Source organism: Methylobacterium sp. E-066 (genome assembly GCF_022829635.1).
Lineage (GTDB): Bacteria > Pseudomonadota > Alphaproteobacteria > Rhizobiales > Beijerinckiaceae > Methylobacterium.
On the sequence record NZ_JAKSYO010000192.1, the window covers coordinates 1 to 13,221 of the forward strand.

The window sequence follows — 13,221 nt, forward strand, 5'->3', positions numbered from 1 at the left end:
CCGCGGCACCCGCAACCAGGGTGTCCTGCTCGTCAACGCCGCCAACCTCGCCCCGGCCTATTCCAGCGCGATCGGTCGCCGCGACGACGAGTTCGCCGTCGTCCGCGCCGGCCTGAACTACAAGTTCGGCTCGTACTAAGAACAGCCGACACCGCTTGACCTAAGCATCCCCAGCCCGATCAGACTGGCCGCTTAGGCGAGGAGCGTCCCGGGATTACATCCCGGGACGTCTTTGTATGGGCCGGTCTAGGCGTGAACCGCCTGCGCCAGCTCGGCCTTCGACATCCGCGAGCGGCCGGACACGTTCTGCGCCCTGGCTTTGCGCATCAGCTCGGCCTTCGTCGGTCCCGTCTTTCCGCTCTCGCGCGCCGCCGCAGCCTTCTCGGCAGCGACCTTGGGCTGCTTCGAGAACTGCTTGCCCTTGCGCGTGTCGGCCCGCTTCTTGGCGGTGCTCGCCGCGTATTCCGCGTTGGTCAGGCTCGCGCGGGCCTTCTTGGGTAGGTAGCGCTCGCCGGTCTTGCCGCTCTCTGCGCCCGACTTCGTGCCCCATTCCTCCTCAGTCCATTGCTGGAGGTGGTTGTCGGGGTCCTTCTTGCCGGCGTAGCCGCCGCCGGCCTTCTTGTATTCGGCGGTCGCCATCTGCGCCTTCCGGGCCGACCATTGGCCGGGCTTGCCGCCCTTGTCGGACTGCGTGACCGCATGCTTGACCGTGTCCCACAGCTTCGGATCGGTCTTCTGGGCGGTTCCCGACATCGCTGCGCCTCGCGGATGGAGATGTGGCGATCAACCCGACGCCTGCCGCAGCGTTCCTGTGAGGCTCGTTCGGGCGGTGCGACCGAACGTCGGACGCCTGCCGGAGAGACAGTCCGACGGGCTTTCCCGTCATCCCGGCCGGATACCGCGGGCATCTCGCGCGGTTGTCCCTGAAAGGGAGCCTCCGCATGCCCGACGCGCCGACGACCAACACGCAAGACCTCGCCAACACCGAGTACGACGCCCAGCGCCGGGCACGGGCGGCCGCCACACCCCCAACCAGCCCGCCCGACGCTTCCCCAACCTCCTCGGACGAGCGCGCGGAGACGGGCCAGCCTGACGCGAAGGAAAAGCAGCATGGCTGACGTGCCGACCGACACGCAGGCGCAGCGGATGCCCCAGGGCAAGCCGAAGAGCGAGGGGCTGGCCAACGCGCCGCTGGACACGGCCACCGGTACGGTCAAGCCCCAGGACGGCCCGATGGACCGGGCCGGCACCGAGGCGGAGGAGGCGGCCCGGGGCGGCCGGAGCCTCGGGGCGGAGCGCGACAGGCCTGGCAAACCGTGAACGACGCCCCGGCGGCGGCAACTTTGTTTCTCGGCGGTTAAAGCCAAGGTCAGCCGCTATTCAGGCCGCAGGACCAATCTCCCCCGCGCCTTGCGCCGGGCGGATCCGGTGCAGGCTCGCACAGAGGGTCTGACCATGATGCACCTGAAGATGCTCGCGGCAGCCGCAGCCGTCGCCGGCGGTCTCGGCCTCGCCTCCGCCAGCGCCGCGCCCTTGGCACCGCCGGCCGCCGACACGATTACCGGCGCCGCGCCGGTCACAGACGTCGCCTATGGGTGCGGTCCCGGCTTCGCCCCCGGGCCCTACGGCCGTTGCCGTCCGATCTACCGCCGGCCGCGCTTCTACGGCCCCCGCTGCTTCTTCCGCCCGACGCCCTTCGGGCCGCGACGGGTCTGTCGCTACTGAAGCGGGCGCGCGCCGGGGCATCCCGCCCCGGCGCCTCGCGACGGCTCCGCGCCGCCGGCCAGCCGGATTTCGTTTCCGATCGCCGCCCCTCCGCGGCAACCCCTGCCCAGACCCCGCCGGCCGGCAGCGACGCAAGTCCGGCGCAAGGAAGCGCACCGAGCATACGGAGCTCTGGGCGATCTCCGGTCCAGACCGGTCCGTTGTCGAGGCTTGGCGCGTTTCTTCCATTGGGCGCCCGCCGGCCTCGAGACATGGACCGCGGCCCCTGACGGGGTCCCACGGCTGGAACGGGCAGAAAAATGTTTCTCAGCGTGTTCGACGTGTTCAAGCCGGGCATCGGGCCCTCCTCGTCCCACACGATGGGCCCGATGACGGCGGCCGCCGACTTTTTGGATCTCCTGCGCCGGCACGAGGCCCGCACCGCGGCCGCCGCACTCCGGGTGAGCCTGCACGGCTCGCTGGCCTTCACCGGCCGGGGACACGCCACCGACCGGGCGGTGGCGCTCGGTCTCCTCGGCTTCCGGCCGGGCGATGTCGCGATCGACGAGGCGGAGCGCGGGCTCGAAGCCCTGCGCATCGAGAAGCGGCTCGCCCTGGCGGATCTGCCAAGCCTCGTCTTCGATCCCGCGACCGCGATCGTGTTCGATTACGGGCCGCCGCTGCCCGGGCACGCGAACGGCCTGGTGATCAGCGCCCTCGACGCGGGCGGTGCGCCGATCCTGTCCGAGACCTACTACTCGATCGGCGGCGGCTTCGTGGTTACCGCGGCCCAGCGGGAGGCCGAGGTGCCGCCGCCCAGTGCGGCCGCGGATCTGCGGCTGTGGCCCTATCCGTTCGAGACCTCGGCCGCGATGCTGCGCATGGCGCGCGACAGCGGCCTGTCGGTGGCCGCGATGAAGCGCGCCAACGAGGTCGTCGGCCGCCCCGAGGCGGAGGTCGATGCGGGCCTCACCCGGATCTGGCGGGCCATGAACGCCTGCGTCGAGCGCGGCCTGTCCCGGGAGGGCGAATTGCCGGGCGGCCTGCGGGTCAAGCGCCGGGCCAAGCGCATCCGCGACCAGCTCGACCGCGAGCAGGGCTCCAACATCGCCCAGCCGCACGTCATGACGGATTGGCTGAGCGTCTACGCCATGGCGGTCAACGAGGAGAACGCGGCCGGCGGCCAGGTCGTGACCGCCCCGACCAACGGCGCCGCCGGGGTCGTTCCGGCGGTGATTCGGTACTACACCGACCATTGCATCGGGGCCGACCCCGCGCGGATCCCGGAATTTCTGCTGACGGCCGCGGCGATCGGCGGGCTGATCAAGCACAACGCCTCGATCTCCGGCGCGGAGGCCGGCTGCCAGGGGGAGGTCGGCTCGGCCAGCGCCATGGCGGCGGCCGGCCTCTGCGCCGTGCTCGGCGGAACGCCCGCCCAGGTCGAGAACGCCGCCGAGATCGCCCTGGAGCATCACTTGGGCATGACCTGCGATCCCGTCGGCGGACTGGTGCAGGTGCCCTGCATCGAGCGCAACGGGATCGGTGCCACCAAGGCGGTGGCGGCGGCCTCGCTGGCTTTGCGCGGCGACGGCTCGCATTTCATGCCGCTCGACAATTGCATCGCGGCGATGCGCCAGACCGGCGAGGAGATGAGCGCGAAATACAAGGAGACGAGCCTGGGCGGGCTCGCGGTGAACCTGCCGGAATGCTGACCGCGCCTCGCGTCAGGCGGGTCGCGCCGTCACCGGTCCGGGATCAGGATTTGAGGTCGGCCGTGACGCGGTCGGCACTGCGCACCGGGCTGTCCTGACCCGCGACCAGCGCGCGGAGCTCGGCCTCGGACAGGAGCTGCCCGTCCGGCCCGGTGATGCTGATGCTGTCATGGCCCGCGGCCTGGAAATCGCTCAGTTTCTTGAGCGCCCATTCCGGCGTCGGGCAATTGTAGGTCGCGGTCCCGTGCGGCTTCCGCGCCCGCACGACGAAGGGCGGCGCGGTCGTCATTCGAGCTCGATGCCCGCCGCGCCGAGGATGACGCGCTGCTTCAGGATGGCGATGCGATGGGTCCGGATCGTCTGCTCGATCTGCGTGACGCCCGGATCGCCGGTGGCGTTCAGGAGCACGAGCGCGTCCGACAGCGCCGCGATCGCGAACTCGTCCAACAGGATGTTGAACGCGAGGCGCTCCCGCAGGGTCGTGCAGGTGCAGTCAGGCTGGTCTTTCCGCTGCGACATGTTGGACAACGAGCGGGACCGCCGTTGGTTCTCCAGTCGCCGCCCACGCTCCGGTCGGCCGCGCGCGCCTGTCAGCCCGCCACGGGGCGGGCCGCAGGCGTCGCGGCTGATTCGGCGCGCCTCGGATCCAGGGATCGTGAGGCGCGGCCGCCGGGTTCAGGCGCTCAGCGACGGCCGCCGTCGGCGCCCGGCTTCATAGCGCGTTCGATGGCTTCCATGGCGCTCTCGAACGCCTTCGCCTCGCTGCGGTGCGGACGATCGGATCGCTCGATCAGCTTGCCACTCCGGCGGATGGCCCATTGGAAATGGCCCTCCGGCTTCGCGATGGGGGAGACCTCGATGGAGTAGGGGTGTGGTACGTCTGACATAAGTGCCCTATGCCAGCCTTGCCGCGCGGATGCCAGTCACCTGCGGGCATTCCGCGGCGCAATCTGTCATGGGCTGGGGGCGACGCACCGGCACGGCACCGCGGGCCCGGGCATCCGGACCGGCGCGTCCGGCCGTTGCCCGCCCCGGCGGCGGCCCCTTCGGACCCGTGTCGGTCGGGGCGGGCCACCGGGCGCCGTCCTGTGCTACACACCGTCGAAACCACGCCGGCGATCCGGCATCGAACACGTTCTAAGGAGAGTTGCAGTGGCGCGTCCGGACCTTGGTACAAAGCGGATCTGCCCGACGACGGGGAAGAAATTCTACGACCTCAACAAGGATCCCGTCGTCTCCCCCTACTCGGGCGAAGTCGTCCCGACCGCCGTCGCGACCTCGTTCGGCCGGGCGGCCCCTCCCGTCGTCGCCCGCAAGGAGGCGCCGGCCGAGGAGGAGGACGAGGCCGAGGGCCCCGAGCTCGTGTCGCTCGACGAGGTCGAGGCCGAGGAAGCCGACAAGGACACCGATACCGAGGGCGACGACGCCCTGGACATCGAGGACGACGGCGAGACCGTCGAGGACGACACCCTCGTGGTCGACGAGGACGACGACAACACCACGGACCTCGTCGAGGTCAGCGACGACGACGACGAGTAGGGCCGCCCGAGCGCGATGACGCCGGCATGGGCGTCATCGCGCGATCGGCCGCGCCATGAGCAGGGCCGACCGCACGGCCATGCGGCGCGCCGGCTCATCGGCCTCGGCATCGACCATCGCGGCGGACGCGAAGGCGTGCGCCGCGACGGAAGCGGCCAGGTCCAGGACGTGATCCGGACCGATGGCGTGCGTCCGCGTCGCGGGCTCCGCCAGATAGGCGTCGACCGCGGAGCCGACCGCCTCGATCGCGATGCGTTCGTCGGTCACGAGGTCCCAGAGCGTGGCGGTCTCGGGCATCGGCAGGGTCCTGCACCGCTGGCGGTGATCGCAACGTTGTAACAGCACGGATGGCCGCCCCGTGTGGCGTCCGCCCCTCACAGGATCGGCATCGATGACATCCTCGGTCGCGGCTCCCCGCGCTTGACGGCTTCCCACGCCGCAGGCGCTCTCGTTCCCGGCCGATCCTGCGGACCGTGTACGGCCTGTTGCCGGATCCTGGAGATCAAGGCCCTCGACAAGCCGGCGGGCACGCTGTGCCGGCACAGCACCGGCCGGGCCTGCGGGATCTATCCGGACCGTCCCGAGGCCTGCGCCCAATGGCACTGCCTGTGGCGCCGGATCGGGGCCCTGCCGGACGCGCTGCGGCCCGACCGATCGGGCGTGGTTTTCGGGCTGGAACGCCGCCCACCCGGTGCAGACACATCCGAGGGGGCCTGTATCGTGGGCCGCGCCCTGGACGACGAGCAGGCTTTCGAGCGCTGGGAGGCGGTCGAGGCCTTCGCCATGTTCGTTCGGGAGGGCTCCCTGCCGGTCTGGAAGGCGCATGACCAGCACGCGACCCTGATGAACCCAAGCCGGTAGATCCCCGGTCGCCGCGGTTCACGCTACGCGTGACGGGCCCCCGCGGCCCGATCCGATCACGGGCCAGCGGGGGAGGTCGTCGAGGTCACCGGCGCGAGCCGATACGCAACGTGGCTCGCGGGACCGGTGATAGCCGGCTCCGGTTAGCCAAAGCGCAAGCCAGCGCCCACGCTTCGGTCCCGGATCGGGAAAGCTCAGTCGGCCTTCAGGTTGGCCGCGCTCTCCTTGCCGCTGCGCCGATCGGCCTCGACGTCGTAGGAGATCTTCTGCCCCTCGATCAGGTTGCGCATGCCTGCGCGCTCGACAGCCGAGATATGGACGAACACGTCCTTGCCGCCATCATCGGGCTGGATGAAGCCGTAGCCCTTGGTCTCGTTGAACCGCTTGACGGTACCGGTAGCCATAGAGTTGTCCTAGTCGTCTCCGGCTCGCCAAAGCGACGTGCCGCAGGGGCCGAACGAGCCGCCTTGGCCGACTGTTCCCAAAGTTCCGCGCATGCGCAACCGCCAAGCCGTCCGAAAGCCGTCCGAAACCGCCCTTCACGGCAGCGCCCGCCGGCGCAGCCGGCCGCTGCGCGAGGTGCGCGACAGGCCGTGCGGGGTCTTGTTCCAGCGCACGGGAGCGCGGACCAGCTCGATCAGGGCCATCCAGGCGGCCAGGCTGACGAGGAGGAAATAGACCGGCATGCAGGGGGCCACCTGCGCGAGATCGCCCCAGCCGCGCCGGGCGCAGCCGACCAGGGCCGGCAGAGCCATGGCGGCGAGCCCGACGCCGAACAGGGTGATGGCGAGACCGGCGGCGAGATTATCTTGGAAGGACGGGGCGGCCTGGATCTCCAGGATTAGGAAGTTCCACACGGCGCCGGCCAGGCAGACGGGGTAGGCCAGCGCCGAGACCACCGTCCCGGGCACCAGCGCCACGGCACCGAGTGTCTCCAGGCCGCCGAGGCGACAGGCATTGGCCAGCGGGTGACGCCCATGGGCGAGGCTGGTCTGCATCAGGCCCTTCAGCCAGCGGGTGCGCTGGGCGAGCCAGGGCCCGAGCCGGGCCGGGGCCTCCTCGATCGTGGCGCTCGGCAGGTCGCCCACCGCGTAGCCCGCCAGCGCCAGCCGGATCCCGAGATCGGCATCCTCGGTGACGTTCCAGGGATCCCAGCCGCGCAGGTCCCGCAGCACCCGGGTGCGCAGGTGCATGGAGGTGCCGCCCAGCGGAATCGGCAGGTCGAGGCGTGCGAGCGCCGGATTCAGCACGTCGAACAGGCCCGCATATTCGAGCGCGAAGGCGCGGGCCAACAGGGAGTCGTCGGCATTGTCGATCACGAGGCGGCCCTGGAGGCAGGCCGTGCTCTCCGGCAGGCGCGCGAACAGCGATGCGGAGAGCCGCAATTGCCCGGGATCGGGCAAATCCTCGGCGTCGTAGACCGTCAGAAGGGCGCCGCGGGCGAGCGGCAGGGCCGCGTTGAGCGCCCGCGGCTTGGTGCGGGGCATCCCCGGCGGCACCGTGATCACCTCGAACCGGGCGGGCAGGGCGCTTCGCGCCACGGCCGCCGCGGTCTCCGGATCGTCCGCCTCGAGCAGGAGCTTGATGTCGAGCTTGGCCGCCGGATAATCGAGGGCCATGAGCGCTTCGATCAGGCTAGGCACCACCGCGGCTTCGCGGTGGAGGGCGACCAGCACCGTGTAGACCGGCAGGTCAAGGTCGGCGAGCAGGTCCACCGGGTCGGTCGCCACCGGCGCCGGGATGACCAGGGCGGTCAGCCGGAACGTCGTCATCGCCAGGAACAGGCCCTGACCCGCCAGGGTCACCGCACGGGCCAGCGGCGGCGGCAGCACCGCGAACAGGCACAGCGCCGCGATCGACGCGAGGACGAGGAGCAGCAGCCACCGGCTCGCGGGCTCACGCGGCACGGCCCGCTCGGGCGCGTGGCGCCGCAGATCCTGCGCGGCGTGATCCGCCACCGCCCCGGGGATCGCGGCGAACACCGCCTCGCGCAGATGCGTCGGGCTGATGATCGCCGGCATCGCGGCGCGGTGGGGGGCGTCGAGGAGCTCCGCGATCAGCCGGCCGCGGGGTGCCAGCACGCAGGGGGCGACCGACCCGGGCGCCAGGGGCGCGAGGCCGGCGACCAGGCTGTCGGGAAAGCGCAGGCCGAGGCCGAACGCGATCGGCCCGTCGAGATAGGGGGCGCCGAGTTTTCGGGCGAGGGCGCGGTAATACGCCGTCTCGTCCATCAGACCGGCACTCAGCAGCGCAGTCGCCGAATCGGTCCCGGCAGCGGCGGCCTCCCGGGCCGCCCGGATCAGCAGGCGGGCCTCGACCCCTTCGGCGAGCAGGAAGGCGATCTCCGGCGGCAGGGAGAGCGCGTGGGTGATGTCGGCCGTGGGCAGGCGCTGCACCGACACGCCGGCGCTCCCCCGGTGGCCCCAGGACGTGCTAGGGGAGGGGCGTGAGCCAGACCCCGTCCCCGCCCTCCGAAAGGAGCATCGCCGTCATCCGATCGTCAAGAGCGGGCGGCCGACGGGCTCGATCGTCCCTTGGGATGGCGGCGCTCGCCGCGATCCTGTGGTCCGGATCCGGACCCGCCTGGGCGGCGGCGCCCGCGGAGCCGCAGGCCGCGACGCCCGCCGTGACGGTCCCGAATTTCTGGAACCCCCGCAGCCGCGGCGAGCGGGTCGAGGCGCCCCAGACCGGCCGGGCGATTCGGTTCCTGACCGACGACGAGTTCCCGCCGCTGCACTTCGCCGGTCCGGACGGCAACCCCACCGGCTTCGCGGTCGAGCTCGCCCGCGCCGTCTGCGAGAAGCTGACGATCACCTGCACGGTGCAGGCGCGCCGGTTCGATACGCTGCTGGACGCCCTGGACGGCCGGCAGGGCGACGTGATCGCCGCCGCCATCCCGCTGACCGCGAATGTGCGCGAGAAGTTCCTGGCGACGCGGCCGTATTTCCGCTGGCCGGCGCGCTTCGCCGCCCGCACCGACAAGGGCCTGCCGGTCCCCTCGGCCGCGGCGCTGGCTGGCCGCAGCGTCGGCGTGATGGGCGGCAGCGCGCACGCCGCCTACCTCAAGGCCTTCTTCCCGAAGGCTGTCCCGAAGGAATTCCTCGACCTCGCGGCGGCCGAGGGCGCGCTCAAGCGCGGCGAGGTCGATTACCTGTTCGCCGACGGCCTCAACCTCGCCCTCTATGTCGGCGGCCAGGAGGCGGAGAATTGCTGCGCCCTGATCGGCGGCGACTATCTGGAGAACCGCTATTTCGGCGAGGGCATCGGGCTGATCACCCGCCAGGAGGACGCGGCCCTCTCCCGGGCGCTGGACGACGCGCTTCAGCGGGTCTGGGACGACGGGAAATACACCGAGCTGTACCTGCGGTTCTTCCCGGTGAGCCCGTTCTGAGGGGCTTTCTTCCCGACAGCGAATCGGGGATCCTGCACTGCACCGGGTCTCCCCGACAGGATCGAGGCATGACGGATCTTCTGGAAAAAGCGGTGGCCAAGGCGCGGGATCTCGCACCGGAGATGCAGGACGAGATCGCCCGCGTGATGCTGGCCTTCGTCCATGAGGACGCGCCCCTCTACCAGTTCACCCCGGAAGAGGAGGCGGAACTCGACGAATCCGAGGCCGCGGCCGCGCGGGGTGATTTCGCGACCGAAGCGGAGGTACGCGCCATTTGGGCCAAATATGGCCTGTGAAGCTGCGCCTGACCCGACCTGCGGCATCCCAGCTCGACAAGGTGCTCGCCTATCTTAACCGCCGGAACCCGCAGGGCGCGCGCAAGGTGCAACAGCGCCTTCAGGCGGCCATGGACCTTCTGCTGCACCACCCCTTTGCGGGCTCCATCACGGCCCGGCCCGGCATCCGGCGCCTCATGGCACGTCCCTACCCCTACGCGATCACGTATCAGGTCGCGGCGAACGAGATCGTCATCCTGGGTATCCGTCACACCGCGCGGCGGCCGCAGCCCTGAAAGCTCTGAGCCGCCCACACCGCCCCGGGACACCGGATTGCGCCCGCGGGCGTTCCGCTGGGGCTCGAACCGCTCTAGGGTGCGCGCTCCCAGCGTTCCGTCACCCACGAAATCATGCCCACCGCACCTGCCCTGATTCTTGACCCCGACCTGATCGAGGCCGCCGCCAATGCCGCCGCTTGGCCGTTCGAGGAGGCGCGCAAGCTCGTCGCGCGGCTGGAGAAATCCGGCAAGACCGAGGTGCTGTTCGAGACCGGCTACGGGCCGTCGGGGCTGCCGCATATCGGCACCTTCGGGGAGGTCGCCCGCACCTCCATGGTCCGCCACGCCTTCCGGGTGCTGACCCGGGACGCGGTGCCGACCCGGCTGCTCGCCTTCTCGGACGACATGGACGGGCTGCGCAAGGTCCCGGACAACGTGCCGAATCGCGAGATGCTGGCCGCCCATCTCGGCAAGCCGCTGTCGCGCATCCCGGACCCGTTCTCGAACGAGCATCCCTCCTTCGGGGCGGCCAACAACGCACGGCTGCGCGCCTTCCTCGACAGCTTCGGCTTCGACTACGAATTCGCCTCCGCCACCGACTACTACACGTCGGGCCGGTTCGACGCGGCGCTGCTGCGCGTGCTGGAGCGCTACGATGCCGTGATGGAGATCATGCTGCCGTCGCTGCGCGCCGAGCGCTCGGCCTCCTACTCGCCGTTCCTGCCGCTCCACCCGGTCACCGGCCACGTGATGCAGGTGCCGATCGACGAGGTGCGGGTCGAGACCGGCACCCTGGTCTGGCGCGACCCCGCCACGGGCGAGCGCTACGAGACCCCGGTGACCGGCGGCCATGCCAAGCTGCAATGGAAGCCCGACTGGGCGATGCGCTGGGTCGCCCTCGGCGTCGATTACGAGATGGCCGGCAAGGACCTGATCGACTCGGTCAAGCTGTCGGGCAAGATCGCCCGGGCGCTCGGCGGCGAGCCGCCGGAGGGCTTCAACTACGAGCTGTTCCTCGACGAGAAGGGCCAAAAGATCTCGAAGTCGAAGGGCAACGGCCTGACCATCGACGACTGGCTGAAATACGGCACGCCGGAATCCTTAGGCCTGTTCATGTACAACAAGCCGCGCGAGGCCAAGCGCCTGTTCTTCGACGTGATCCCCCGGCACGTCGACGAGTATATCGGCTTCCTCGACCGCTATGCCGGCCAGGACGCGAAGCTGCGCCTCGGCAACCCGGTCTGGCACCTGCATGCCGGCAACCCGCCGGAGCCCGAGCGGGTCGAGGGCGCGAGCCTGACCTTCGCGATGCTGCTCAACCTCGCGGCGGTGGCCAACACCGAGGATCCGGCGGTGTTGTGGGGCTTCATCCGCCGCTACGCGCCGCAGACCGGGCCGGAGACCCATCCGGGCCTCGACCGGCTGGTGGTCCACGCCCTGAAATATTTTTCGGATTTCGTGCGCCCGGCCAAGACCTACCGGGAGCCCACGTCCGAGGAGCGGGCGGCCCTCGAGGACCTGTCGGAGACGCTTGCGGCGCATGCCGGTTCCACCGACCCGGAGGCCCTGCAGGCGGCGGTCTACGAGGTCGGGCGGCGGCACTTCCCCGATACGTCCGGCAAGGCCAAGAGCCCGGACGGTCGCCCCGGCGTGTCGCAGGCGTGGTTCACGAGCCTGTACAATGTGCTGTTCGGCGAGGCGCGGGGGCCGCGCTTCGGCTCCTTCGTGGCCCTCTACGGGGTCGCGGAGACCCGGGCGCTGATCGCGGCGGCCCTGTCGGGCGCCCTGGTGGCCGAGCACGCCGCGTTCACGGCCGGTACCGCCAAGGTCGCGTGAGGCCGCGATGATCGTCGAGACCGAAGCGCAGCTGGAGGCGATCTACGCCGCGTCCCTGGCCCCGGCCTCCGTGGTCAAGGTCACGGCGACGATCACGCCGGACTACGCGGCGCTGATCGCCGCCTCGCCGTTCGCGGTGCTGGCCACATCCGGCCCCGAGGGGCTCGATTGCAGCCCGCGGGGCGACCGGCCGGGCTTCGTGCGGGTCGCCGACCCGCGCACGCTGATCCTGCCCGACCGGCGCGGCAACAACCGGATCGATTCCCTCCGCAACGTCGTGCGCGACCCGCGGGTGGCGCTGCTGTTCCTGATCCCGGGCTCGGGCACGACCTTCCGGGTGAACGGCAGGGCGGTGATCTCGGTTGATCCGGATCTCCTGGATTCGTTCCGGGTGGACGGCCACGCGCCGCGCACGGCCCTCGTGATCACGGTCGAGGCGGCGTATTTCCAATGCGCCCGGGCGATCGTCCGCGCCCGGCTGTGGGAGCCCGAGGCCCGGGTCGATCCGGCGGACCTGCCGAGCCCCGGCGCGATCCTGGCCGCGCTCACCGCGGGCGATGTCGGCGGCCAGGCCTACGACGCGGAATGGCCGGCCCGGGCCGCCAAGACGCTGTGGTGAGCCGCGTCAGCCCACCAGGGCGAGGCCGGGTTGGGCGAGATCCTGCGTCTCGGTCTCGGGGATCACGTCGACCTCGACCTTGAGACGCTGCCTGCCCGAGCCGCTGACGATGCCGTCCACCGGCGCCACGTCGCCGTAATCGCGGCCGCGGGCCACCACGATGTGGTCGTCCCGCACCGGCACGCCGTTGGTCGGGTCGAGGCCGAGCCAGCCCTCGCCGCACCAGACCGCTACCCAGGCGTGGCTCGCATCCGCCCCGCGCAGGCGCGGCCGGCCCGGCGGCGGCACGGTGCGCAGGTAGCCGCTGACATAGGCCGCCGGCAGGCCCATGCCGCGCAGGCCCGCGATCATCACGTGGGCGAAATCCTGGCAGACCCCGGCCCGCAGCGCGAAGGATTCGGCGAGCGGCGTGCGCACGTTCGTGGCCTTGGCATCGAACCTGAAATCGGCGCCGATGCGCAGCATCAGGTCGTGGGCCGCCCCGTAGGCGCTGCGGCCGGGCGAAAAGCTCGCCCGGGCATAGTCGGTCACCTCGGCGACGAGGGGCACCCGGCCGCTCGGGAACAGGAAATGGACCGGCGCCCGGCCGCCGAGGTCGCGCGAAGCCACAACGGCATCGCGGACCCGCTCCCAGGGCTGGCCGGCCTCGGGCTCTGGCGGGGTGCGGCGCTCGACCCGCACGGTGGACAGCGCCTCGACGCTGAAGGTGGTGTGGGGCGTATCCAAGGTGATGGCCACCGCCTCGATCCCGAAATAGTCCCGCCGCATCAGCGCAGTGGTCGGGCTCGGATCGATGGTCACGGCGCTCGCCAGCACGCTCTGGCCCTCGCCGTCCTGGGGTTTCAGCCGCAGGGAGCAGCGGGCGAAGCGCACCGGCTTGCCGTAGCGGTAGGTGGTGCGGTGGCGCAGCGTGTAGATCATCCCGGCGGCCGCGCGATTCTTTCTCTGTCGCACGCATCATAGGCCGAAAGGGTCACCGATTTTGCGGCGACCCTGATGCAGGAAC

General features: G+C 71.1%; 19 protein-coding genes and 1 pseudogene. 12 read left to right on the forward strand and 8 right to left on the reverse strand.

Annotation, left to right across the window (positions count from 1 at the left end):
* Positions 1–139, forward strand: a pseudogene (locus MKL20_RS28400) (porin family protein); the annotation flags it as partial.
* 107 nt (positions 140–246) lie between these two features.
* Here the strand turns inward: MKL20_RS28400 and MKL20_RS28405 are convergent.
* Positions 247–753, reverse strand: a complete 507-nt coding sequence (locus MKL20_RS28405) for a hypothetical protein (RefSeq protein ID WP_244039485.1) — start codon at positions 751–753, stop codon at positions 247–249.
* A 188-nt stretch (positions 754–941) separates the two neighbouring features.
* Here MKL20_RS28405 and MKL20_RS28410 point away from each other — a divergent pair, with 188 nt between their 5' ends.
* From MKL20_RS28410 to MKL20_RS28425, 4 genes are all read left to right on the forward strand, one after another.
* Positions 942–1,118, forward strand: a complete 177-nt coding sequence (locus MKL20_RS28410) for a hypothetical protein (RefSeq protein WP_244039486.1) — start codon at positions 942–944, stop codon at positions 1,116–1,118.
* Complete coding sequence (locus MKL20_RS28415) at positions 1,111–1,320, forward strand: hypothetical protein (protein WP_243961792.1); 210 nt, start codon at positions 1,111–1,113, stop codon at positions 1,318–1,320. Before MKL20_RS28410 ends, MKL20_RS28415 begins: the two co-directional genes overlap by 8 nt.
* A gap of 135 nt (positions 1,321–1,455) precedes the next feature.
* A complete protein-coding gene (locus MKL20_RS28420) occupies positions 1,456–1,725 on the forward strand; it encodes a GCG_CRPN prefix-to-repeats domain-containing protein (RefSeq protein WP_243961795.1) in 270 nt (89 codons plus the stop codon).
* Positions 1,726–2,024: 299 nt separating this feature from the next.
* On the forward strand, positions 2,025–3,416 hold the full coding sequence (locus tag MKL20_RS28425; protein ID WP_244039487.1) for an L-serine ammonia-lyase: 1,392 nt from the start codon (positions 2,025–2,027) through the stop codon (positions 3,414–3,416).
* A gap of 43 nt (positions 3,417–3,459) precedes the next feature.
* On the opposite strand, the gene MKL20_RS28430 is transcribed toward MKL20_RS28425, so the two are convergent.
* The 3 genes from MKL20_RS28430 to MKL20_RS28440 form a co-directional block, all read right to left on the reverse strand.
* On the reverse strand, positions 3,460–3,705 hold the full coding sequence (locus MKL20_RS28430) for a hypothetical protein (RefSeq protein ID WP_243961808.1): 246 nt from the start codon (positions 3,703–3,705) through the stop codon (positions 3,460–3,462).
* Entirely contained in the window at positions 3,702–3,935 is a 234-nt protein-coding gene (locus MKL20_RS28435) for a hypothetical protein (protein WP_243961810.1), read from the reverse strand. The genes MKL20_RS28430 and MKL20_RS28435 overlap by 4 nt, the downstream gene beginning before the upstream one ends.
* Positions 3,936–4,099: 164 nt before the next feature.
* Positions 4,100–4,303 (reverse strand): hypothetical protein, encoded by a 204-nt coding sequence (locus MKL20_RS28440; protein ID WP_058192874.1) that lies wholly within the window; start codon positions 4,301–4,303, stop codon positions 4,100–4,102.
* 265 nt (positions 4,304–4,568) lie between these two features.
* Between MKL20_RS28440 and MKL20_RS28445 the strand changes: the two genes are divergently transcribed.
* Positions 4,569–4,955 (forward strand): TIGR02300 family protein, encoded by a 387-nt coding sequence (locus MKL20_RS28445; RefSeq protein WP_243961817.1) that lies wholly within the window; start codon positions 4,569–4,571, stop codon positions 4,953–4,955.
* Between the two features lie 33 nt (positions 4,956–4,988).
* Here the strand turns inward: MKL20_RS28445 and MKL20_RS28450 are convergent, their stop codons facing one another.
* Positions 4,989–5,252, reverse strand: coding sequence for a hypothetical protein (locus MKL20_RS28450; protein WP_244039488.1), 264 nt, complete (start codon positions 5,250–5,252; stop codon positions 4,989–4,991).
* 123 nt (positions 5,253–5,375) lie between these two features.
* Here MKL20_RS28450 and MKL20_RS28455 point away from each other — a divergent pair, with 123 nt between their 5' ends.
* Positions 5,376–5,816 carry a hypothetical protein gene (locus MKL20_RS28455; protein ID WP_244039489.1) on the forward strand — a complete coding sequence of 147 codons (441 nt, stop codon included), beginning with the start codon at positions 5,376–5,378 and terminating at the stop codon, positions 5,814–5,816.
* A 194-nt stretch (positions 5,817–6,010) separates the two neighbouring features.
* On the opposite strand, the gene MKL20_RS28460 is transcribed toward MKL20_RS28455, so the two are convergent.
* Complete coding sequence (locus MKL20_RS28460; RefSeq protein ID WP_244039490.1) at positions 6,011–6,220, reverse strand: cold-shock protein; 210 nt, start codon at positions 6,218–6,220, stop codon at positions 6,011–6,013.
* Positions 6,221–6,355: 135 nt separating this feature from the next.
* Complete coding sequence (locus MKL20_RS28465) at positions 6,356–8,218, reverse strand: glycosyltransferase (protein WP_244039491.1); 1,863 nt, start codon at positions 8,216–8,218, stop codon at positions 6,356–6,358.
* A 137-nt stretch (positions 8,219–8,355) separates the two neighbouring features.
* Between MKL20_RS28465 and MKL20_RS28470 the strand changes: the two genes are divergently transcribed.
* The 5 genes from MKL20_RS28470 to MKL20_RS28490 all read left to right on the forward strand — a co-directional run bounded on the left by MKL20_RS28470 (position 8,356) and on the right by MKL20_RS28490 (position 12,215).
* On the forward strand, positions 8,356–9,207 hold the full coding sequence (locus tag MKL20_RS28470; RefSeq protein ID WP_244039492.1) for a transporter substrate-binding domain-containing protein: 852 nt from the start codon (positions 8,356–8,358) through the stop codon (positions 9,205–9,207).
* 68 nt (positions 9,208–9,275) lie between these two features.
* Positions 9,276–9,503 carry a hypothetical protein gene (locus MKL20_RS28475; RefSeq protein ID WP_244039493.1) on the forward strand — a complete coding sequence of 76 codons (228 nt, stop codon included), beginning with the start codon at positions 9,276–9,278 and terminating at the stop codon, positions 9,501–9,503.
* Entirely contained in the window at positions 9,500–9,778 is a 279-nt protein-coding gene (locus tag MKL20_RS28480) for a type II toxin-antitoxin system RelE/ParE family toxin (protein WP_244039494.1), read from the forward strand. Before MKL20_RS28475 ends, MKL20_RS28480 begins: the two co-directional genes overlap by 4 nt.
* Before the next feature lie 114 nt (positions 9,779–9,892).
* The gene (locus MKL20_RS28485) at positions 9,893–11,596 is read left to right on the forward strand and encodes a lysine--tRNA ligase (RefSeq protein ID WP_244039495.1); all 1,704 of its coding nucleotides are present in this window, start codon (positions 9,893–9,895) and stop codon (positions 11,594–11,596) included.
* Between the two features lie 7 nt (positions 11,597–11,603).
* Positions 11,604–12,215 (forward strand): pyridoxamine 5'-phosphate oxidase family protein, encoded by a 612-nt coding sequence (locus MKL20_RS28490; protein ID WP_244039496.1) that lies wholly within the window; start codon positions 11,604–11,606, stop codon positions 12,213–12,215.
* A 6-nt stretch (positions 12,216–12,221) separates the two neighbouring features.
* Here the strand turns inward: MKL20_RS28490 and MKL20_RS28495 are convergent, their stop codons facing one another.
* Entirely contained in the window at positions 12,222–13,136 is a 915-nt protein-coding gene (locus MKL20_RS28495) for a transglutaminase family protein (RefSeq protein ID WP_244039497.1), read from the reverse strand.
* Positions 13,137–13,221: the final 85 nt, after the last annotated feature.

Coding starts and splice junctions, on each gene's coding strand:
- MKL20_RS28410 (WP_244039486.1), top strand. CDS start 942: ATGCCCGACGCGCCGACGACCAACACGCAAGACCTCGCCAACACCGAG.
- MKL20_RS28475 (WP_244039493.1), top strand. CDS start 9,276: ATGACGGATCTTCTGGAAAAAGCGGTGGCCAAGGCGCGGGATCTCGCA.
- MKL20_RS28420 (WP_243961795.1), top strand. CDS start 1,456: ATGATGCACCTGAAGATGCTCGCGGCAGCCGCAGCCGTCGCCGGCGGT.
- MKL20_RS28470 (WP_244039492.1), top strand. CDS start 8,356: ATGGCGGCGCTCGCCGCGATCCTGTGGTCCGGATCCGGACCCGCCTGG.
- MKL20_RS28405 (WP_244039485.1), bottom strand. CDS start 753: ATGTCGGGAACCGCCCAGAAGACCGATCCGAAGCTGTGGGACACGGTC.
- MKL20_RS28460 (WP_244039490.1), bottom strand. CDS start 6,220: ATGGCTACCGGTACCGTCAAGCGGTTCAACGAGACCAAGGGCTACGGC.
- MKL20_RS28485 (WP_244039495.1), top strand. CDS start 9,893: ATGCCCACCGCACCTGCCCTGATTCTTGACCCCGACCTGATCGAGGCC.
- MKL20_RS28450 (WP_244039488.1), bottom strand. CDS start 5,252: ATGCCCGAGACCGCCACGCTCTGGGACCTCGTGACCGACGAACGCATC.
- MKL20_RS28435 (WP_243961810.1), bottom strand. CDS start 3,935: ATGTCGCAGCGGAAAGACCAGCCTGACTGCACCTGCACGACCCTGCGG.
- MKL20_RS28430 (WP_243961808.1), bottom strand. CDS start 3,705: ATGACGACCGCGCCGCCCTTCGTCGTGCGGGCGCGGAAGCCGCACGGG.
- MKL20_RS28490 (WP_244039496.1), top strand. CDS start 11,604: ATGATCGTCGAGACCGAAGCGCAGCTGGAGGCGATCTACGCCGCGTCC.
- MKL20_RS28425 (WP_244039487.1), top strand. CDS start 2,025: ATGTTTCTCAGCGTGTTCGACGTGTTCAAGCCGGGCATCGGGCCCTCC.
- MKL20_RS28440 (WP_058192874.1), bottom strand. CDS start 4,303: ATGTCAGACGTACCACACCCCTACTCCATCGAGGTCTCCCCCATCGCG.
- MKL20_RS28495 (WP_244039497.1), bottom strand. CDS start 13,136: ATGATCTACACGCTGCGCCACCGCACCACCTACCGCTACGGCAAGCCG.
- MKL20_RS28415 (WP_243961792.1), top strand. CDS start 1,111: ATGGCTGACGTGCCGACCGACACGCAGGCGCAGCGGATGCCCCAGGGC.